Raw genomic sequence first — 20569 nt, forward strand, 5'->3', positions numbered from 1 at the left:
AGTTGCACAGCACCAACCCCTTGGAGCGCGTTAACAAGGAGATCAAGCGGCGCACCAACGTCGTCGGCATCTTCCCCAATCGAGAGGCCGTCATTCGGCTCGTCGGGGCGCTCATGCTGGAACAAAATGATGAGTGGGCCGTCTCTCGCCGCTACATGCCGGTAGAAAAGCTAGCCGCCGTGTGCAACCATGATGAGGAGATGGCAATGATCGCCGCTCAGTGAACGAGCGACACCAGCTATGAAGAAGCAGGTGGATGCCAGTTCCTACACCACATCCCGGGATACTACCTGGAGCGCGAGCGCCAAGCGCCATTAGCGATCGGTGGAGCAAGCAATCGCAGTTCTGCCTCCACTACGAACGCGCCACCAAGTGGCCCCCGCCCACATCATCCAACGTAACAATATTAGGCGGATCCCCAACGGCACGAACCGGACTTGGCGGATCGCTTGCGGCGAGCACCCGCGCAGGCAGCACGCGGTCAGGATCAGCATGAGGCACAGCTTCGATCAATCGCTGCGTATAGGAATGGCGCGGGTCACCGAAAACCTGCGCACCTGTCCCCATCTCTACGATCTGGCCCAGGTACATCACCGCTACTCGATCTGCGATATTCTCGACCACGGCCATGTCATGGCTGATGAAGAGATAGGACATGCCCATCTCGCGTTTCAACTCGGCCAGCAGGTCCAGCACTGTAGCTTGAACCGAAACATCAAGCGCCGAGACGCTTTCGTCTGCGATAATCAGTTTCGGATCCAGTGCGAGCGCGCGCGCGATACAGATACGCTGACGCTGTCCTCCCGAGAACTCATGTGGATAGCGATCAAGCGCATCCTCGCCCAAGCCCACACGTGCAAACAGCGCGGCGGCCTTCTCGCGGCGGCTTGCTGCTGTGCCCACGCCATGAATCACCAGCGGCTCGCGCACCAAATCACCCGCGGTCATACGGCCATTCAGAGCGGCCATCGGATCTTGGAACACCATTTGCAGCTCACGGCTGATCTGTTTGCGCGTTGCGGCATCATTGCCCAGTGGCTTACCTTGAAACCTGATCTCGCCACTATGCGGCACCAGACCGGCCAAGGCCCGCGCGATGGTCGACTTTCCACATCCGCTTTCGCCCACAAGAGCAAAGGTTTCGCCCGGATAGATATCAAAGGACACAGCTTCAACCGCATGCACCCGCTGCACCACGCGGCCCAATAGCCCACCGTGCAGATCATAGGCCACCCGCGCCTCGCGCAAGCTAACCAAAGGCTCAGCATCCTTATCGGGATGCGCCCCATGCCCCTGCCCCATACGCGGAACGGCTGCCAGCAACTGACGGGTATAGGGCTGATCGGGGTTTGAGAAGAGCTTGCGCACGGATGCGTGCTCCACCATCCGACCGCGCTGCATCACCAACACATCATCGGCCATCTCGGCCACCACACCCATATCGTGGGTAATCAAGATCAGCGCTGTGTTCATATCCCGCGCCAGATCACGCAGAAGGTCGAGCACCTCGCGCTGGACCGTCACATCGAGCGCGGTCGTCGGTTCATCTGCAATCAAAATATCCGGGCGCAGGGCAATGGCCATGGCGATCACGACCCGCTGCCGCATACCGCCCGAAAGCTCATGAGGATATTGCTGCAAGCGGCGCTCTGGTTCGGTTAGACGCACGGCGCGCACGGCTTCAAGTGCGCGTTTGCGAGCCTCAGCCTTTGATACGTCTTCATGCGCGCGGATCGCCTCGATCAGCTGCGCACCAATACGCATGACCGGGTTGAGAGCGGTCATTGGCTCTTGGAAGATCATCGCTATGCGATTGCCGCGCAGCTGTTTCAGCTTGCCTTCAGCGAGCTTGGTCAGGTCTTGCCCATCGAAATTGATCGCACCGCCTGTGACCCGTACAGCAGGAGGCGGCAGCAGACCCATGATCGCAAGGGAGGTCAGTGATTTACCCGATCCGCTTTCACCCGCAATCGCCAAGGTCCGGCCCTTATGCAAGGTGAAGGACAGATCCTGCACAAGTGGCAGCATGCCCTGCTCGGTCCGGACCGAGATCGACAGGCCGTCCACCGTGAGGACCGGCTTGGCCCCCGCGGGTTCCGCCGCGGGGGAAGTTTGCATCGCCACCATCATTCGAAGACACAGCGCGGGAAATAGAAGGACACAATCCAGTTTGGCATGTCCACGATTTCCGAGATGCGCAGATCGCCACAGGTGGAAACCAGCATATAGGCATCCTCCGGCGCCAAACCTTGCGTGGCGCAGAGCAGGTCGACCATTTGGCTTACCGCATCCCGCGCCCCCGTCATCAGATCGGGCCCGATCCCGGTGGTGACCTCATAGCCTTTGGCATCAAGGTGGTTGGTCACCGGCCCCGGTGTCGTGAACCGCGGCATCTTAAGTTGTGCATCTTTGACCAGATCAAGTGTCACCGTGGCGTTCATTGGGCTCTCAATGGCGGTGCCGCAGACCTCGCCGTCGCCCTGTGCCGCATGGGTATCGCCAATGGAGAACAATGCGCCCGCCACCTCAACCGGTAGATAGAGCGTAGTGCCTGCTGCCAGATCGCGAATATCGAGATTACCGCCCACACGCCGCGGCGGCACGATGGAGTGCAAGCCGTCTTCGGCCAGCGCACAGCCAATGGTGCCCGCGAAGGGTTTGAGCGGTACGCGCCCATGTTTGCCAAAAAGCGCCGGCGCCAGCGTATCCGGGTCATAGTCCCAGATCGTCAGCGCGGGGTCAGTGAACTGATCGGCTAAGAGACCAAAGCCCGGGATATTGGCGGTCCAGCCAAACCCCGAGGGGGTGAACCCCTCGATGGTAATCTTCAGCGCATCGCCCGGCTCCGCGCCTTCGACATAGATCGGACCCGAAACCGGATTGATCTTGCCAAAATCCAACGTCTCCACGTCTTTGACCGTGCTGTCTTTGGTCAATTGACCGGCAGAGCTGTCATGGCAGTGGAATTCGAGCGTGGACCCAGGGGCCACCGTCTCGGCTGGGACAAGCGCGTTGTCCCAGCCAAAATGATGATGGCGTCCGTGGATCGTATAGTCAGGACATTTATTGCACATCGTTTACATACACATAGTCATAGTTGACGGGGATCGAGACGGGATCGACGTAGAGCGCATCAGCGCCGCCCATCCGCTCGGACTTCATGGTGTAGCGCTGTTCGTTGAACACCGGCACCCAAGGCGCGTCTTCCATGATCTTCATGTAGACGTCGGACCATTTTTGCAGCCGCGCCTCCGCGGCATCGGGGTCGGTCATGCTATCGGCCTCGGTGGCCATCGCATCGACCTCTTCGTTGCAGTACCACGACCAGTTCCAACCGCCCTGAACTGCACCAGCACAGCCCAGAATTGGGCCATAGAAGTTCGATGCATCGGGGAAGTCGGCAATCCATGCCATTCCGCCCGACCAGATCATTGGCGCTTGGTCTTCTTCACCGCCCGCAGCAATGACACTTGCCTGCGCCAGAGATTGGATCGAGGCGTCGATGCCGATCTTGCTCAGGTCCTGCTGGATCGCCTGTGCGATACGCGGATTGGGGTCCGTGTTCATCACGTAGAGCTCTGTCTCGAACCCATCGGCGAAGCCCGCCTCGGCCAACATGTCTTTGGCTTTTTCCGGGTCATAGGCGTAGCCTTCATAACCTTCGGTATAGCCGGGCATCGAAGGGGGCAGCGGTTGGGTCGCCGGCACGGCGCGACCGTTAATCACTTGCGTGATCCGCTCTTTGTTGATCGCCATGTTCACCGCGCGGCGCACATCCGCGTTGTCAAAGGGCGGCATTTTTGTGTTGAGGGTAATATAGCCGGTATGCAGCTGGCCTCCTTCAACCACGCGAGCCGCCTGCTCTGGATCATTCATGACCTCTTGGAATTTGGCTGGCGGGATACCGTCGCCGGGCACGTCCACTTCGCCGTTCTGAAGACGCAGAAGCGCCACGATCGGCTCTTGACCCACTTCAAAGGTCACGCTGTCGAGATAGGGCAGCCCCTCGCGCCAGTAATCTTCGTTTTTTTCAAATACGAGGCGTTGGCCAATGGTCCACTCCCCCAGCTTAAACGCGCCGGTGCCCATCGCGGTCTTGCCGAAATCAGCGCCCGCTTCTTCGACCGCTTCTTTCGCCACCACCGCGGCAAAGTTCAGGCCCATGACATGCAGGAAGGTCGCATCGGGGCGCGACAGGGTAATCTCTACAGTCAGCGGATCGATGACTTTGACGCCCTCAAGGGTCTCCGTCTCACCGTTGGAAATCGCATCAAAGCCTGCGATAGAGGCAAAGAAACCCGCACCAGGGCTTTGGGTCTTGGGGTTGGTGACGCGGTCGAGCGAATATTTGACATCCTCAGCGGTCATCTCCCGACCATTGTGGAATTTCACGCCCTCGCGCAGCTTGAAGGTAAAGACCTTACCGTCTTCGGAAATCTCGTAGCTTTCCGCCAGACCAGGGCGCAGGTCGGTGGTGCCGGGGGCATAATCCATCAACCCGTCGTAAAGCGATTTGATCATCGACCAGTTCTGCCAGTCATAGCCAATGGCCGGGTCGAGCGTGGCCACATCATCCTTGTAGGTAATGGTGATATTGCCGCCCGACTTGGCGTTCGGGTCCATGTCGGAATGGCCGTCCGCAAAGGCTGTGGCGGGCAAGGCAAGCGCTGCGACCAGCGCCGTAGAGGTCAGGAACTTCTTCATTTTCGTCTCTCCTTGTTGGATCGTTTTTTGATTTGAGATTTAGCGGACCTTGATCCGCGGGTCGGCAAATAGCGTGGCAATGTCGGCCACGAGATTGCCAAGCACGATGGCGCAGGCCGAAACCAGCGTGACGCCCATGATGATTGGAATGTCGACACGCTGGATCGCTTGCCATGCAAGCTGACCGATGCCGGGCCAACCAAAGACAGATTCAACGATCACGATGCCGCCCATAAAGATGCCGATATCGATGCCGATCATCGCAATGACGGGCAAGATCGCATTGGGCAGCGCATGGCGCAGCAGCACCCGCGCCCGCGACAGACCTTTTGCATGGGCCGTTCGGATGAAGTCTTGGCGCAATACGTCGATCATCGAAGACCGCATCATGCGACTATACCAACCCGAGCCGAGGATACCCAAGGTCAGCGCGGGCAACACCAGATGCCCGAAAGTGCCGTAGCCGCCGATAGGGAACCAACCCAGCTGGACCGCAAAAACATAAAGCAGCAAAAGCCCTACGACGAACTGCGGCGCGCTCACGCCAATAAAGGACGCAATCATCAACGTGTTGTCGGTGGTGGTACCGCGGCGCAGGGCTGCGATAATGCCCATGCCTAAGCCCAGCACCAATTCCGCTGAAATCGCGCCGACCATCAACAAAAGCGTTGCAGGCAAACGCGCTGCAATCAGCGCGCTCACTTCGGTTTTCTGCAGGTAAGACCGGCCAAGATCGAACTGTAGAAGGTCCATCAGGTAGCGCCAGTATTGCACGATGAAGGGCTGATCGAGGCCTAATTGCTCACGGATGTTCGCGACAGTCTGTGCGGTCGCTGACCGCCCGGCGATCTGGCGCACCGGGTCGGAAGGCAGCAGGTAGAGCAACGCGAAGGTGATGAAAGATACTCCCAGCAGGATCATGGCGGATTGCAGCAAACGGCGGCCGAGGAAATTAATCATTGGTCCTGCCCTCTTTGTGTGGGGTCGAGCACATCGCGGAGCGCATCACCCACAAGGTTGAAGGCCAGCGCCAAAATCACGATGGCCAAACCTGGAAAGAACACGAGCCAAGGCGCGGCCTGGAAATAGGTCTGGTTCTCAAAAATGATGTTGCCCCAGCTCGGTGTGGGCGGCTGCACACCGACCCCGAGATAGCTAAGCGTCGCCTCCAACAGCACAGTGGTGGAGATGCCAAGCGTGCCCCAGACAATGATCATCGGCACCAGATGCGGCAGAATATGGCGAAACAAAATGCGCAGATGCCCCGCGCCCAAAGTCTTTTCCGCGGCAATGAACTCACGCTGCGACAAGGATGACGTCTCGGTATAAATTACCCGCGCGGTCTGCACCCAGTTCACCGTGGCAATCACCAACGCCACGATCCACAACGACGGCTGGAAGATCGCCGCAAGGCAGATCGCCAGCAACAGCGCCGGAAAGGCCATCATCAGGTCCGTAAGCCGCATCAGCGCACTCCCAATGAAGCCGCGGAAATAACCTGCTGTGATGCCGATCAGGGTCCCGATCACCAGGGCCACCCCATTCGCCACCAGCCCGATAATCAGAGATGTGCGCGCCCCGTATAGAATGCGGGTCAACAGATCGCGTCCCAACAGGTCCGTCCCCAGCGGAAACTGTGCTCCCGGCGGCATCGGCGCCCCCTGTAGCGTCAGCCCGTCGAACATCTGGTCATTGGGCTCATAGGGTGTGAGCCATGGCGCAAAGATCGCCCCAAAAAACGTCAGCGCAATCAACGCAAGGCCAACGAGCGCCAGTTTACGGCGGCGCAGACGGGTCCATACCGAGGGCGCAGCACTGCGCAGGGTGGCAGGTTCAATTGCAGTCACGCAAATTTCCTTCGTCTTTAGCATTTTCGACGATGCGCAACGCAGCATCCTCAACATTGATGCGCCAAGCCATCGCCATTTGTCGCAGCTGGTCATAAGCGGCGTCTTGGGATTTGCCATGCGCTGACAGCAATGCCACCGCCTGCACCACGGTTTGGCGCGCGGATACGCGATGGCGCAGTTGCTTGATCTCAGCATTCAAGCTTTGGCGCAGTTCAAACGAATGATGCGCCATCAGCAGCGCTGAGAAGGCACCACTTGATCCCACCGGTTTGAGCAGCAATGCATCTGCGCCCATGCGCGCGGCCCATTCAATCCGCCCGGGCGCTTCGGACCCGACGAGGGCGATCATTGGCATCGGGGCTTGGCCCGGCTCCCAAGGAAACTGCGCGTCATAGCCCATGTCTGTATCGTAAAAGACAAAATCCGCCGTAATGGCCCAAGCTGGAAGGTCTGGCCAGGCATGGATAACCCTCAGACCGATCGCCCTAAGTTGGCGCATTAGAGCCGCAGCATGATCGGGCACGGGATGCACGACTAAGGCGCAGGCCTGATAGAGATTGGGGATACCAAGAAGACCCGCCATCAGGACACGACGCTCAGGCGAGGCCGGTCAATACGCGGGTGGCGCACGGGCCGGGTCAGATAGGGATCAGGCGCCACGTCCGACCAATGGTGCAACACTTTGAAAACCCCATCGCGCACCTGTGCCACATCAACCTCAAGCGTGCTGTGATGGGTTGCGGGATCTATTCCAAAAAGATCGCCCTGTTCGGCGATAAAGCTTTCAAAGGGTTGTTCGCCTTGGGCCACGAGCATCGCCGCCAAGGTATGCACAGATTGGCGCGAGATATTCTCAAATGAGGAATCCCGTCCCCCCTTGCTTTGAGAGGCACAAAAGTGCGGCCCCACTGACACCAGCCCTTCAGCCGCATCCCCCAAGAGCGGGAGCTCTGCCTCTGTCAAGTTGCACGACACCACCGGGCATTGCTCTGCACGGAAATGCGGATCGCGCCGACCTAGGTCGGCATAGGCGCGCAAAAAGGCATAGGAGCTGGCACCCACCAATGAGTTCAGGATGAACCGGGGCCGCAGGCTTTCGATCTCAGCGATCAACGTCGCGACGTCTTCCTCGCCCAAGGGCAGATAGCGTTCGCCCAGAACCTGCCCGCCGGCGTGTTCAACTCTCATCCGCGCCACACGGCAGGTTTCCCAGCCCCAGATATAGTTCGAGCCGATCAGATACGGCATGGTGCCGAAGTTGCCGAAACACCAGCTCAGCAAAGGCAACAGATGCTGGTTCGCGCAGGCATGATTGTAGATCACCCTGTTTGACGTTTCGAATCCCTCGAAGGGAAGATTGTACCAAAGCATCGCATTGGTCCGGTCGAGCGTGGGGATTACCTCTTTGCGCGAAGATGAGGTCACACAGCCAAAAATGTGACGCGCTTTCGAACTTTCCAGAATCTCAGCACAAAGCGGTGCATAGCGCTCCAACTGACCCTTTGGGTCTCGAACAATAGGCTGGAAACGGATGGGATTGGAGGGATCGGCGTTGATCTCCTCAACCCCAGCGAGCGTCCCGCGCAGAACCGCCTGCGATATAGCCGCATAGGTGCCCGAACTTGAATAGAGCACGCCAAGATCAACGCTTCGCTTCACTTTTACCCCAAAAACAAAAAAAGCCCCACGCGCACTGAGAAGTGCGACATGAGGCCCGAATGCCATGCGGATGTATCCGCTTTGTCGACTTGCTATCTTGAAGAGTGCGATATGTCGAGAAAAAAATGGAATTTTGAAACTAAGTTCCACCCCCATGCCCGTTTTGGGTCGATTGTTACCCTATAGGCTCAAAGGATGGGCTTTGCCTTCGACAAGACGCCTAAAGAGCCAATCCCTCCTTGCAGATTGCCCGCTTCCAAATCTTGCAAGCCGCGCAAGGCATCTCTCAGTCGCCCTAAGCAAAACAGCCTTAAAACGAATGTCAGCGGGTCGTGGTAAACAGCAGGGACTTCGACAAACATCACCAAACCCCTTGCGCACTGCAGGGTCACGCCTGAGCGCCTCCCTTTATAGTTGAATCCCCAGCGACGAGATGCCACTCAAGACGTCATATACCACTAAAGAAAGACATTAAGATTTATGAAGCCGTTCAGATTTTTGACGCTCGCCTCCTGCCTGGCCACCATGCTGGCCACCGGCGCCCACGCACAGAGCCCCGAAATCAATTTCCTAGGGGCCGGCAAGCAAATCGTAAGGTATCAAGATCTCGCTCTGACGGAGACACAACAGAGCAAGCTGAAGAAATTCAGCAGAGACATCGAGTATTTCGGCGGGTTTGCGGTGAACACGGAAAACGGAGCCTGGGGATATACGACCGGCTTCTTCTCGCAAGATCTCGCAGAGCAAGCCGCCGTCAAAATTTGTGAAGGTAACGCAAGAGGCCGGCCCTGCAGGCTGGTGGCTGCCGTCTTGCCGGCAACTGTGCCCCCCGGCACAAGGAATGCCTTTGGATTTAATAAGTACAAAGAAGAGGACTACAAAAGTGAGTTCCTCCCAGAGGTGAAGCGCCAAAAATCAGGCAGATATGCCGCCTTTGCGATCGGCAGCCGCGCCTTAGGCTACGACACTAATGCCAAATCCGCTGATGTCGCAAAGCTTAAAGCGCGTCGAAACTGCGAAAAAGCGGAAGCTTGGAACAGAAAAAAATCTGAGATTTCCGTGAGGAACGCGATCTCAGCTTTAGACGGCCAAAAATGCAGAGTGATCGAAGTGATTGGCCCCTCATAAGGGCTATTCACCTATAGGCAGCCTCACGACCTCGCGGGGTGCCTTCGCCTTCGGGGCCGCATGCCCCTACAGTCTGCGCCGCGCAATGCCACTTGATTGGGGTCTTTGCGCGGCGCAGGCTGTGTTACAGAAGGGCTGAATAATGGAAGATGACGACATCGGCGGCGCCGAGCCCTGCCTGGCTCATCTTTTGGTCGACGGGCACCCTGTCGACCCTGAAACACTGCGGGATGTGGCAAGGTTTCGGACAGCAGAACGCGCCCGTTTGATGAAGGCGCGGCAGAAACTATCCGTAGCGGAACATGCCGCGGCGTCCGCAAAGTTAACCGCTATGCTAGAGACACGGGTCTCTCCGCAGCAAGGCATGCGGATCGCTGTCTACTGGCCAATTCGCGCAGAGCCGGACCTGCGCGCTTGGATGGCAAAGGCGCACACCGCCGGTGCCGCTATCCTATTGCCGATCGTTACAGAACAACACGCCCCCTTGAGCTTTCGCAGCTGGCAGCCAGGCTGCGCAATGCGCCGCGGTGTCTGGAACATTCCGGTACCCGCAAACGGCGCGGAAGCGGTGCCGGACCTCGTGATCTCGCCCTTGTTGGGGGTGGATCAAACCTGTTTTCGACTTGGCAATGGCGGGGGATATTACGACCGAACCCTGGCGCAACTTAATCCTCTACCAAAGGTTATCGGCGTCGGATTTTCCCATTGCCTCATGCCAACAATTTTTCCAATGCCATGGGATATCCCAATGGACAGTGTCGTCCTTTCTGATGGAACGGCGTTTGATCGACCATAACTTCGCAGAGTTCAAAAGCCGCCACCTTCACCGTGATCCTGGGTAGCTTGGTAGCATCGCCGGCCATATTGCAATCCTGAACCCATGCGGGGCCTTCCATTCAACCGAATGCCCAAACCATCCCGGGGCAGATAACAAATTCCATGGTAGAGGCCGGCCAACTCATGCTAAGAAATATTCAATGATACAGTGGATTTACGGGGAATAGGCCATGAGCTTCAAGCTAACGATTGACGCCGAGGAAGAGGCCCTTTCTCTCAAAGTCAGCGGCTTTGACACAAAAGGTCGCGCGCTGATCCAAGCCCGGTTGGCAGAAGTCGCAGAGCTTCTCGAAGAAATTCTATCTTCTGATGAAGCCGCAAACCGTCTCACAGATGCAGAGCTCACGCGGTTAGAGCCAAGCCTCGCGGCGCTCGAGCTAAAGTACAAAATTCTTTTGCACCAGGCTGGTGAGCTGGCGCAGGCCGCTAAAGGCATCGCCCAAGGCCATGAGACAATTTCTCAGCACGGGTTTCCGGAGCTGGATGATGCCTGAGCAAAGAACGGCGACTGTCCACTTTGGGGCAAACCGTATCGCGACTGGCTTTATAGAATGCATATCAAACCACTTGGGGAAGGTTTTACTAAGTACGTCGACCAAAGCCATCACGCGCCACGAGTACGTTGAGCACTTTAGAGCGACCATGACCGCCTCAGACAAGCTGGGCCTTCTACAGGGGGCTGTTGAGCCTGTTCTAAGAAACAAAAAAGCTCTCGATGCCTTTAAGCACATCGTCATCAGCGAACACGCCCTTCTCGGACCGGTAAGCGATATGCTGACCAAAAAGACAATGTTCCCTAAAGCCAAGCGTAGAGCTCAAAACCTCGACAATGCTTTTTCCGACCGCCAGCTGCATCTGCATTTAGCAATCGCCCCTCAAGCAGAATGCTGGACATATCTGCTGGCGGATGATGACATCTCCCCCGGTCCTTCTGACCGCGCCGTGCCAGTTCATTCTTGGGCCGACTTGGTGTCTCGCATCACGACTGCCTGCCCCAGAGCCACCCTAACAGTCTGGAATTTTGAGCAGCCCCATCAGGTCAGGCTACCGTTTTTAGCAGCCCTGCTTGATATAGATGTTGAGCTTATTGATCCTCAAACTCGCAAAGCCGTGTCGCAAGAGGCCTGTCATCACCTTAAAAGCGCAAAGCTTCTCAGCAAAATTGTTCAAATCGACGAAGAGCTACAGACACGCATGGATGCCCAGTATGAGCTCGACCTGATCAGGATTGACGCCATGTCGAAGGTCACTTTGCGTAGCGGGTGAGGCCAAGTTCGCCCCGCGCCACGTCAGCCCACGTTCCATGCTCTTTTTTAGCTGTCTTGATAGAAGCTTTCGCCAAAATGGCTTCGAAGAAACGCCGCCTGGGGCGCGGCCAGCTCCTCCAAACGCTCAATGACATAGTCAGGCAACTGCAGCGGTGCCGTTTGATGGACCCTTTCAGCAGCTTGAGGGTACTCAGAGGAAGCCAAGCCACAATGATGCTCAATCTTGCGCAGAAGGCTCAACGGTTCTTTGCCGATTTGTCCGTAGGGTAAGTACAGCAATTGATCGTCTGTAAAACGTGCGCTCCACCGCGGCACATTGTTCAGATAATCTCCGCGCGTACGAAGCGCAGGCATGTCTAAGAGCGCCTCCCACTCTTTTGGCGATGCAGGCAGTTTTTTTCCGCGGTGCGCATTCATGCGCAGTTGAGACTTCAACCGGTCCAAGGGGTTACGGATGAGGTAGATCAGTTTACTCTGCGGCAGAAAGCGCTTGAAAAAGTCCACGCCCTCATCCGGAATACATGAGTACTCCGGCGTGACATCGAGGCATTTTTGATCCTCCGGCGCTCGGGAAAAAATGTACTTATACCACGTGCCGTTCAAAATGGGCGCGGTCTGAAGACGATCAAGATATGCCAGATAGGCCTCATCTGGGGGTGAGGCGCTTGCAAGATGGCGCGCGCGCGCCCCCTGAAGTCCCTGTTTGACATGCCACGGCGCCCACCGCCGGCATTCAGCAATGAACTTATGGTCAAAAAAATGCAGTTCCTTGAACGGCGGCACCCAAATGTCCCGTCGGGTTGCCAAAGTGACATGTAACCAAGATGTGCCTGCCTTCTGCGCGCCGATACACAGGATATCGGGTTTGCGACCTTTGTTCATATCACGTCCTGCCTGCCAGGCTCACCACCGGCTCAAACATTATTCTTCATAATCCGCTGTAGCCGCTCTTTGATTTTATCGTCTACCAGAGGCGCGGCCTTCACCCCCGATATACGCTTGAACCGCCGGTAGACGCTTGGGCCAAGCTTTAGGCGTTCAATCACCTCCATCAGGACCTTTCCGGCCGTCGGCTCCGATGCTGCCACCTTCGCCGAACGCGCAAACATATTGTCGATCATATCCCCCTTCTCCAACCAGTAGGTAAGCATGCCATCAAACAATGCCCCTCCCGATGAAAAGCGTCTGCGCGGGGGCCACGGACGCTTTGGGTAGAACAGTTTAAGCTCGCTCTCATGCAGCTTCGCCGTATTTGCGTAGATACTGGCACTCATTCCAACAGCACGTTCTCCGGAACTTCGGCCCAAATCGGCGACCGTATCAGCGATCGACACCAACCAGCGTAGGGAAAGCTCTGACCGGATCACCTCAAACTGTTCATCCAAGATCCGCCAAAAGAGCCTAAGGGCACTCTCGCAGCTCGGATCCCTGCGCAGCACGACGATCGTACAGGCCAGCAGGTGCGCGAGACGAGAGGCCCCAGAAAACTCCGGCTGAAGCTTCTGAAAATGAGCTAACAGATCTTTTGACCGCCCCGCCCAAGCCCCCGTTGGAGAGCCCGGGATAATCTCATCGGCGAAAGGCTCAAGCACAGAGCTCTCATCAGGCAGCGCTTGCGCAGCATCTTTCAGAAAGATCTTTTCGTCCGAGAAATAAGCGGGCCAAAGATCGTAGACCGTCCTGTCCTTAGGCCTCAAAGGTTCGAAGTTGTATCTTTTTTTTGCGGCTTCAGGGCGACCGGACGCATACCCCAAAAAGCGATAGTCATCCGCAAACAGGCGCATGAAGCGCTCTTCTTCCTCCGGCCGCCACCGCTCCTCGTGTTTTTGCCCGCTCCGAGACGCGCGAAGTCGCGGCAGTTCTGCTGCGATCCCGAAGTTCGCACAAAACGCCCCAAAATCCTCTTCGAGGGTTTCGAACCGAAGAACCGTGTCTGCATAAAACAAACAGTTAAACGGATGGGTCTGGGGAATGATATGATGTTTGAAGTTCCAAGGGATGTCCCGATGACTACGGTCATGGCCAACCCACGGGTCTTCCAACACGTCGAGCGCTTGCGAGATGGACAGATCAGGCCATCGCGGCTCGGCGTAATAGTCCCCCTCCAACTGATTGCCGAACTTGAACATCCGGAAAGCAGAAAGAAATCGAGCTTTAGGCTCGCGAACAACCGTCAGGCTAGATCGGTCTCGGAAGCGCTCCGGCACATGACCAAAGTACCGTCCTTCAAGCTTCCCAAGCGCGTCGCGCACCGATGTGCCGCCGGTTTTGGGCAGGTGGATGAAAACAATACGCGGCTTGTCGATTATGAAATTTGTCATCTCTTCCTGGCTTAACCTTGGAGCCGGTACATGGGCCGCTTATCCAAACATCGAATAAAAAACGCGCAGTGTACAGAAACCCAGAGCCGCAAACACAACTTCGCCCCAGCCGATAAATGGTCCTACCGGCGAACCAACATCGCATGGGCCCGATCAACATCGCCAATGCCCATCTAATCGGTAGTCTGCTGGAGCTCCAAGGGAGCAGCAATCGACATAAGTGCTGGCGTTTCAGGACAATTGGCAAAGGCGGAGCGTTAGCCTGGAAGGGCCGCCCTCGAAGCGGAGGTGGAACGGCGCTCGTCCTTGCCCCCTGACCAGTGGGAACCGGTCGGAGAGGCTTCCAGTATCACAGCAGGGGCACGGGCTCACCTTGCGGCATTGACCCCAAAAACCTGATGCGTTTCGTCTGGCATCCGCTCTTCGAACGCGGCCTCCTCGGCACCGTCGATCACATTGTCGAAATCACCGATGGTGAGACGCAGCAGCAGCACTGCGTCGGCCAGACAAAATCGACTTACTACTGGCAGCGAACTGATAGGCCTTATCAGCGTAGAAATAATACCACGCCAAGGCATTCTCTCACAGTAAAACACCCCGAACTGAACTCCGTATCCTGACAGGGAACAAGCCATAAGCATTTACTGTCAGAGGCCTCCGCGGGGGGCTTTGGTAAAAAGATGGGGCTCGATCATCTGATCGTAGCAACCCCATCTGCAGCCGCCTATGCGGCGGAGAAAGCTGGGCCCGGCGTAAAGGCAGCATGAGCAAGCTCTGCCACCGGTGTTTCTAAGCCGCCTATTCGGCGGCAGAACCGGGCCCAGTAAGAAGATACAGCGGTTCCACGCAGTGACCATCTAAAGCGTGTTTCAGTATTATTTAACTGACTTGCGCCTTTACCAATCGTAGAAGTGTCGGGCTCGCCATCGAGGCAGTGGCCCAGACATTTCAGGGTGAAATCCTCAGAAACCCCGCCCTCGACAAAGCTCGGCGCGAACAAATGGGTATCCGTTGAGATAATCAGCAAGATTTTGGCGAAGACGACAAAAGGAGGTCTTCACACGGCGGCCGCAACCAAGCGCTCCATGCGGGCTTTCTCAAGCCACTCTTCAAAGCCGAGGATGGTTTGTTGGGAACTGACAGCCTGCATCCAATCTGCAAGTGGATCGCTACCGGTATGCGTCAGATCGTCGTCGATGTGGCCATTTGCCATCCAGCTCTCCTGCTGGATGCGCCCCAGCCAGTCATAGAGCGATGGGATTTTACCGCGGCAATCTTCCTTTACATGCTGCTCACCGATCCAGCGAACCGGGATGACCCGGCCCGCGCTGTTGGTCAACGAGCGGCCAAATATCCGCTCTGCTTCAAAGATCCCTTGGGTGTGATGGCGCAAGGCACGATGCGTAAAATACGCCATATGCTCTTTTGAGGCATCAAACCAATCGTGAACCGCTTGGTAGTCCGCCGCCTCACCACCAAAGCGGCGCGCTGAACTCAATGCATGATGAAGAGGATGCGCCATATTATTGATCCTTATGGAGTTCAGGTTCAGCTTCTTCGTAACCGTAGTCACAGTAGCTTAGATTGATCTTGTCCCGCTGCAGGTCCCATTCCAATGTGCCACCACCGCCGCAGTCGATCTCGAAGCCGGGGTTATAGGAATAGGCAAAATCCCAGCAGAAATTCTCCAGGCGGTCATACAGATCATCGCAAAGGGAGATATCCGAAGGCGTGAGGCGGTATCCTTCGACGTTACCGGAATCGCTGTAGCCTTCGTAGTATACGAGTGCCTCGGTGACACCCGCGCGGCGCAGGTCGGCGGCAAGCGCTGCACGGGTAGCGGCCAGCTTTTCTTCAGCTGCATCTCTTTCAGCCAGCATCCGGCTCAGGTAAGTGGTCTCTTGTGTCATTTTGTTCTTTCAGAAAGGTCTATGGAGGCAAAATTGCATGGCTTGGGGGGGCGCAGAGCCCCCACACACATGCGGGGGCTTACGAGGTGGCAGCAACGGGCTCGCCGTCGACCCAAGGCCCCATCCATCTCACGGTGGAATTCCCCGAGCACCCGCCGTCGCCAATGCCTGTGACGATCAGTTGAGTATCCGTTGCGATAAACGGCAACTCTTTAGAGTAGGTGTAAAAGTCACAGAGCGCTGCTGCGCCAGCGAGAAAGGCGCGCCGCTTTGTGGGCAACGGTTTTGGGCGCGGATGGTCCACCCTCGATCCAAAGAGGTGCCGGTCTTTTTCTGGCACTCGGAAAGACAGCCCCCAAACCCAACCCTCACGGTGTTTCTCGAGTGAAAAATCGATTGTCTCCTCCCCGCGTAGGCGACCTTTCAGCCAAACTATCCCGGCCGGGGGCAAACGGTTTTTCGCCAGCAGAGCCACGAGAACAACTACATCCAAAGGTGCCGCATCATCGTTCGTCATGAACGTATCCTTTCCTAATCGAGTGAAGGCCACTGCAGCCTTCCTGATCAAAAAGTCGGATCATCCAAATGGCGACGGAAACGCCTTGAGCAACTTTCTGTGCCAACGCCGTCCTTTTCGGAGACAAGACATTGTTTAGACTTAATATTTTTTGTCTTTCTGGCCTTGAATCTCGCCCCTATGGGCCTGCGCGCGCCCATGGGCGCGCGAGTGCTCAGGGAGAGGCCCTCCCCCGGGGAACGACGGGATCTTGAAAAGGTCGAGATTGCCTATCTCATCCCCCGCTACCGCGGTGCGGAGGGGAAACATGAAGGCACGGATCGAAGGGGCAGCCCCTCGTGGGATCGTAGCAACGGCCTATTCCGAGCTGCCTTCCGTCCATCGCCTCGAAGAGACAAGGGGACTCACAGGTATGCGCCAAAGAGCGCACAGGAGACATGTGGCCGACCCTGGAAAAGCCCATTCCACCCCCGCCCTCCAGAGAGGAACGAACCGCAGAGCTGCGACCTCGCCCTCAAAGGCGGATCGCCGGGCCTTAGTTTCTGGGCCCTCGATGACCTTCACGGAGGGGCCGGGGTCAGAAAACCTTCAGCGTGCATGTGGTATGCGCGAGAACCGCCATCCTGCGGTCGGCCCGGTGACCGGACGGCCCGGCGCTGGCCTCAATTTGGCGCAAAGGTGCCCCATGACCGTTCAGGGATGGCGGACACATGGCAAGGCGAGGAAATACCATGATCCGGCTCCCATAAAAAAGGGGGCGTCCCGCGCCTGTGACACCCAGCCATCCACAGATCACAAGAAGTATGTGATATGTGACCGCCTTGATATGAACGGTTCTGGCGCATGTCAGATGTGCAGCTCAGTCTCTAACACTTTCAAAATGGAAAGCTTTTCATGCGAACTGTGGCAAGGCATGCAGGCCACGGTCAAAGCTCTCTGCAAAAGAGGCTCGAAACGGCTGGAGGGGGCACTCACAATGTTGAGGCCCCCAAGCGCGACCTTTGCAATTTTTCTGATCGCCGCCTCAGAGAGTGCGACATGGCTTTTCTTCTTGTCGCTCGCCCAGATCGTCTCCTTGGCGGTGACGGACCGCAACAAGTTGTGACGACAGCTTGGCCTTATCCCAGATAAACTGCGGCCAGTCATGAAGTTCGTGGATGTAAGTCATATTTTACGCATTCTTTGCGGAGATTATACGACGCAAACTCCGCAGGACAATCACAAACACCGCAGCAAACGCGGAGAATAAGGGCGACGACCTCCGCCTACGAAGCGTTGCCGGACTTTATGCGTCGAACACCTCCGCCAGCAGCCCGTCAATCATGCTTTGACCCTTGGCCCGCTGCGCCCGTTCAAATTGCGCCGCTTGGTAGGCGAATTGCGATCGCGCATCGCGCTGAGCCGTAAGAGCCAGCGCCATTTCCACCCCTTCCGGCCCCAATTGTCCAAGCTCTGTATGTATCCGAGTACGCGCAATATGCGCCCCGGTCCCCATATGCCTGCGCCAAGCGCTGGAAGGATAGCCGTCGGCAAGTCCTTTGCCAGATACGTCGCGCAGTACCGGAACTTGTTCCGTCTGGGAAAGCGGGTGGAGATGGGCCAGATGATCCACATTCATTCCGCGCAAAAGCACAGCATCCACAAAGGGCTCCAATCGTTTATGTAGTCTGCCGCGTAGCGGCTCATCTTCTTTCGTTGTCGTGATATCGATGCGGTAGCAGTCCCCATCATACCATATATCCTTTCCCCAAATGAGCTGGCCGTCACCCAATCGCAGCGGGATCAGCGTCCAAAAGGCGATACAGAACGCCTCGTTAAGCAGTCGTATCTTGGTAGGCCGCCGCTTGACCTCAGCGCTCTGCTCAAGAAGTGCATGGGCCAGCTGCCAGGTTTCCTTCAAATCAAGCAGCTGTTCATAGCGACCGAACTTCAGTGGCACGACAGACTGCAAGTCAGCTCGTAGCGCGTTCTCATGTGCCCGGATCGCCTCCAGCGTCAGCCTATCAATCCCAAGGGCGTCTCCAAACTGGCGCAGCCGCATGACAGCGGTATGTCGTGTAGCGGGCCGATCCCCTTGAGATGTATAGGCGGGGGCCTGACGCGCCTTGGCATGCGCCGTGCGCGATGCCTCCATCCGCCGAACCCCTTCAATGGTAATAGCGACTGGAGCACCTGCATCGATCTGCACTTTTGCATATTCACGCAAGATATCTTCGGTGTTGTCGATCACGGAGGGGGCCGGCACTGCTTCATGCAGCGCCACAAACCCCGTGCGCCAAGCCGACAATTTGGCACGCCAAGCGGGCGGCAGCGCATCAAGAGCGACACGCCGCTGCGCTGCGGGGCGCAGCACGGACCCCGCTTTGGCAGGTTTCGGGGGCTCTTTGCGGGCGATCGCCTCAGATAGGATCACATGTGCGGCAGGACTACCCGGCATCAAAGCATCGATGGCGGCTTTGAGAGAGCGCAAGCGGCGGCTCGACGCCACGTCTGCCCCAAAAGCGAGGTAGTCATCGACAGTTGGCACCGTGATCCCACGCGCGGCTGTGAACGCGAGAAACCGTGCAAAAACGCGCAGGTCCTCAAGCGCTACTTCCTCGAACCCCTTCAGGTTGCAGTAAGGCGCCATCAAAGGGTCAGCCGCAAGCGCCTGCCTGTCTCGACGGTCACAGCTACGGCCGGTGCCTTTCTTTTCACGGATCGCGTCACGTATCGTGCAACAAACCGGGGTCCCCGCCGGCACCAACCGGTCAAACGCGGTACGCAGGTTCTCCAATTGCCGCGGTGAAGCATCCCCTTCTGCAAACGCAAGGAAATCCGAAACCGTCGGCACAGCAATCGCGCGTGCTTGCGCAAACCTAAAGAACTTATCCAAGGTGCGCAGCTCACGTAAGCCAATCTCATCAAGCCTGGGGGCTGCGCGGTAGGGACCAAAATGCGCCGCAGATAGAATCTCTGCACGGCTGCGGGTATCGTAAGTCTTAGTCATCCATCAATCCGATCATCATGTCCTGACCCCGCTCAACGAGCTTGAGCGCGTTAAGCCAGCCGTAGAACTGGCGCAAAGTGGCCGCGGTATCGTCGATACGCTTGGCAATCACTTCGATCTCGTTCGGATAGCGATCGAGCAAAAGCGACGTTTGACCATGGCGCATTTGGTGCGGGGTCATCGGCAAGCCAACAACCGCACGCATGACTTGCGAGAAGTGCGCGGCAAAGAAGTCCGCGTTGAGAGAGCGCCCCGGCTTGCGTACCGCAGGAAAAAGAAAGGGGCTTGTGTCTGCATGCGCAAAAAGCGGGCGGATTACCTCAAGATACCAGCAAATCGTGTCATATGCGCCGTATTTGTTGCGCGCGATCGGGAACTCGATCACGGCATTGTTCTTCGTCACCGCCGCAGGCAAGAATACCTTGAAGGGCTTTTTACCCTTCTTGGGGATGCGGAACTGCGCGTCTTCACCGACGCATGTCAGCGCCATGACATTGCGGCGCCGCAACGGGGCCCCTCCGATTTCAATAGCTGCAAAACATGCACAAACCCCGAGCATGCGGACTTGGGAGATCTCAAGCGCTGTGAGTTTGCGACCCTCGGCCTTAGCCTGCGCCAGAATCTTTTCGGCGGCAGCGCGCAGCGCCAAAAAGGACGTGAGGAAACGGCGCCGCAGGTGCTTCTTTTCCACCAGCCGTTCGCAAAATTTGCGATTGGTCCTGGTCATGGATTTTTCGGCCCTACGGCCTGCGCGCGCTGTCTTGTTGTTCGCAAGAACCTGGATCATACCGCTGCAGTCCAGGCCGAGATGCGCGCGCAGCTGGTTGAGGACTTTGAGATATTTGCGGGCGCTGCGCGGCTCGAGGTGCCCCTTTGACTTCGGTTCATGCTGGCGGCGAAACAGCTCACCAGCGATGGCATAGAGCGTTTCATCACAGGCCAAGATGGCTTTGAGATCGCCTTCTTCACGGCTAACCATGCCGATATCCAATCCCGCCCGTAAAGCTGTGCGAAGAGCAGACTTCATCACATGCGCATGCGGCTCATGCCGATCGGTGAACTCCTTTGCGACCGGATCCCAGGAATTATTCGTGACACTCTCGATCCAGGAGATGAACTGTACTTCCCAGTCTTGCGGGATCTCTTTGTACGCCGGCGCCCGGCGCTCAGGCACGAAGTTAATGGGCTCCGCTGGCAAATGAGGCAGAAGTTCAGGAAAGGCGCGCAGCTCATCGAGACGCTTGAGAGACCGCGCATGGGACTCTGAGATATGGGCAAAAGTTGGTGATGCCTGATCAGGCGGCAGTTTGAAGCTGGCGGATCCCATCGCGGAACTCAACCCCTTGGATGATCTCGGGCAGACGGTTCTGTCCATCGAGTTTGCGC

The 20569-nt window shown here is 57.1% G+C and carries 22 protein-coding genes and 1 pseudogene; 6 read left to right on the plus strand and 17 right to left on the minus strand.

Features of this window, described 5'->3' with window-relative positions:
- Nucleotides 1-224: transposase (locus ACGYLX_RS18635; RefSeq protein WP_394451194.1), on the plus strand; the 224-nt coding region annotated here is incomplete at its 5' end.
- A gap of 130 nt (nucleotides 225-354) precedes the next feature.
- Here ACGYLX_RS18635 and ACGYLX_RS18640 read toward each other — a convergent pair.
- The 8 genes from ACGYLX_RS18640 to ACGYLX_RS18675 are packed head-to-tail and all read right to left on the minus strand — an operon-like array spanning nucleotide 355 to nucleotide 8575.
- On the minus strand, nucleotides 355-2118 hold the full coding sequence (locus ACGYLX_RS18640) for an ABC transporter ATP-binding protein (protein ID WP_394451196.1): 1764 nt from the start codon (nucleotides 2116-2118) through the stop codon (nucleotides 355-357).
- A gap of 8 nt (nucleotides 2119-2126) precedes the next feature.
- A complete protein-coding gene (locus tag ACGYLX_RS18645; RefSeq protein ID WP_322329918.1) occupies nucleotides 2127-3074 on the minus strand; it encodes an acetamidase/formamidase family protein in 948 nt (315 codons plus the stop codon).
- A complete protein-coding gene (locus ACGYLX_RS18650; protein ID WP_394403894.1) occupies nucleotides 3064-4704 on the minus strand; it encodes an ABC transporter substrate-binding protein in 1641 nt (546 codons plus the stop codon). Before ACGYLX_RS18650 ends, ACGYLX_RS18645 begins: the two co-directional genes overlap by 11 nt.
- A gap of 39 nt (nucleotides 4705-4743) precedes the next feature.
- Entirely contained in the window at nucleotides 4744-5664 is a 921-nt protein-coding gene (locus tag ACGYLX_RS18655) for an ABC transporter permease (protein ID WP_276154618.1), read from the minus strand.
- A complete protein-coding gene (locus ACGYLX_RS18660) occupies nucleotides 5661-6551 on the minus strand; it encodes an ABC transporter permease (RefSeq protein ID WP_394451198.1) in 891 nt (296 codons plus the stop codon). Before ACGYLX_RS18660 ends, ACGYLX_RS18655 begins: the two co-directional genes overlap by 4 nt.
- Nucleotides 6538-7137: an ANTAR domain-containing response regulator gene (locus ACGYLX_RS18665; protein WP_394451200.1), complete on the minus strand. Its 600-nt coding sequence runs from the start codon at nucleotides 7135-7137 to the stop codon at nucleotides 6538-6540. The genes ACGYLX_RS18660 and ACGYLX_RS18665 overlap by 14 nt, the downstream gene beginning before the upstream one ends.
- A complete protein-coding gene (locus ACGYLX_RS18670) occupies nucleotides 7137-8363 on the minus strand; it encodes a transporter substrate-binding protein (RefSeq protein WP_394451202.1) in 1227 nt (408 codons plus the stop codon). Before ACGYLX_RS18670 ends, ACGYLX_RS18665 begins: the two co-directional genes overlap by 1 nt.
- A gap of 38 nt (nucleotides 8364-8401) precedes the next feature.
- The gene (locus ACGYLX_RS18675) at nucleotides 8402-8575 is read right to left on the minus strand and encodes a hypothetical protein (protein WP_394451204.1); all 174 of its coding nucleotides are present in this window, start codon (nucleotides 8573-8575) and stop codon (nucleotides 8402-8404) included.
- 118 nt (nucleotides 8576-8693) lie between these two features.
- Between ACGYLX_RS18675 and ACGYLX_RS18680 the strand changes: the two genes are divergently transcribed.
- The 4 genes from ACGYLX_RS18680 to ACGYLX_RS18695 all read left to right on the plus strand — a co-directional run bounded on the left by ACGYLX_RS18680 (nucleotide 8694) and on the right by ACGYLX_RS18695 (nucleotide 11444).
- Nucleotides 8694-9341 carry a hypothetical protein gene (locus ACGYLX_RS18680; RefSeq protein ID WP_394451206.1) on the plus strand — a complete coding sequence of 216 codons (648 nt, stop codon included), beginning with the start codon at nucleotides 8694-8696 and terminating at the stop codon, nucleotides 9339-9341.
- 142 nt (nucleotides 9342-9483) lie between these two features.
- Nucleotides 9484-10137, plus strand: a complete 654-nt coding sequence (locus tag ACGYLX_RS18685; RefSeq protein WP_394451207.1) for a 5-formyltetrahydrofolate cyclo-ligase — start codon at nucleotides 9484-9486, stop codon at nucleotides 10135-10137.
- Between the two features lie 211 nt (nucleotides 10138-10348).
- Nucleotides 10349-10672: a hypothetical protein gene (locus ACGYLX_RS18690; RefSeq protein ID WP_322346420.1), complete on the plus strand. Its 324-nt coding sequence runs from the start codon at nucleotides 10349-10351 to the stop codon at nucleotides 10670-10672.
- A 148-nt stretch (nucleotides 10673-10820) separates the two neighbouring features.
- Complete coding sequence (locus tag ACGYLX_RS18695; protein WP_394451209.1) at nucleotides 10821-11444, plus strand: hypothetical protein; 624 nt, start codon at nucleotides 10821-10823, stop codon at nucleotides 11442-11444.
- Nucleotides 11445-11491: 47 nt separating this feature from the next.
- Here the strand turns inward: ACGYLX_RS18695 and ACGYLX_RS18700 are convergent, their stop codons facing one another.
- The 6 genes from ACGYLX_RS18700 to ACGYLX_RS18725 form a co-directional block, all read right to left on the minus strand.
- On the minus strand, nucleotides 11492-12328 hold the full coding sequence (locus tag ACGYLX_RS18700) for a sulfotransferase family protein (protein WP_394451211.1): 837 nt from the start codon (nucleotides 12326-12328) through the stop codon (nucleotides 11492-11494).
- A 32-nt stretch (nucleotides 12329-12360) separates the two neighbouring features.
- Entirely contained in the window at nucleotides 12361-13767 is a 1407-nt protein-coding gene (locus ACGYLX_RS18705; RefSeq protein WP_394451213.1) for a sulfotransferase family 2 domain-containing protein, read from the minus strand.
- Between the two features lie 368 nt (nucleotides 13768-14135).
- Nucleotides 14136-14261, minus strand: coding sequence for a hypothetical protein (locus ACGYLX_RS18710; protein ID WP_394444567.1), 126 nt, complete (start codon nucleotides 14259-14261; stop codon nucleotides 14136-14138).
- Nucleotides 14262-14824: 563 nt separating this feature from the next.
- Nucleotides 14825-15289 (minus strand): DUF6915 family protein, encoded by a 465-nt coding sequence (locus ACGYLX_RS18715; protein ID WP_394444565.1) that lies wholly within the window; start codon nucleotides 15287-15289, stop codon nucleotides 14825-14827.
- 1 nt (nucleotide 15290) lies between these two features.
- Nucleotides 15291-15677 (minus strand): hypothetical protein, encoded by a 387-nt coding sequence (locus tag ACGYLX_RS18720; RefSeq protein WP_394451215.1) that lies wholly within the window; start codon nucleotides 15675-15677, stop codon nucleotides 15291-15293.
- Between the two features lie 79 nt (nucleotides 15678-15756).
- Nucleotides 15757-16194, minus strand: a complete 438-nt coding sequence (locus ACGYLX_RS18725) for a hypothetical protein (protein WP_394451217.1) — start codon at nucleotides 16192-16194, stop codon at nucleotides 15757-15759.
- A gap of 685 nt (nucleotides 16195-16879) precedes the next feature.
- Between ACGYLX_RS18725 and ACGYLX_RS18730 the strand changes: the two genes are divergently transcribed.
- Nucleotides 16880-17299, plus strand: coding sequence for a hypothetical protein (locus ACGYLX_RS18730; protein ID WP_394444575.1), 420 nt, complete (start codon nucleotides 16880-16882; stop codon nucleotides 17297-17299).
- Here ACGYLX_RS18730 and ACGYLX_RS18735 read toward each other — a convergent pair.
- The 3 genes and pseudogenes from ACGYLX_RS18735 to ACGYLX_RS18745 form a co-directional block, all read right to left on the minus strand.
- Nucleotides 17300-17362: pseudogene (locus tag ACGYLX_RS18735) on the minus strand (hypothetical protein); the annotation flags it as partial.
- Nucleotides 17363-17479: 117 nt separating this feature from the next.
- Complete coding sequence (locus ACGYLX_RS18740) at nucleotides 17480-19183, minus strand: hypothetical protein (RefSeq protein ID WP_394451219.1); 1704 nt, start codon at nucleotides 19181-19183, stop codon at nucleotides 17480-17482.
- Nucleotides 19176-20510, minus strand: a complete 1335-nt coding sequence (locus tag ACGYLX_RS18745; protein WP_394451220.1) for a hypothetical protein — start codon at nucleotides 20508-20510, stop codon at nucleotides 19176-19178. The genes ACGYLX_RS18740 and ACGYLX_RS18745 overlap by 8 nt, the downstream gene beginning before the upstream one ends.
- Nucleotides 20511-20569: the final 59 nt, after the last annotated feature.

The sequence above is a fragment of the Sulfitobacter sp. 1A13496 genome (genome assembly GCF_043557225.1).
GTDB classification, from domain to species: Bacteria; Pseudomonadota; Alphaproteobacteria; order Rhodobacterales; family Rhodobacteraceae; genus Sulfitobacter; species Sulfitobacter faviae.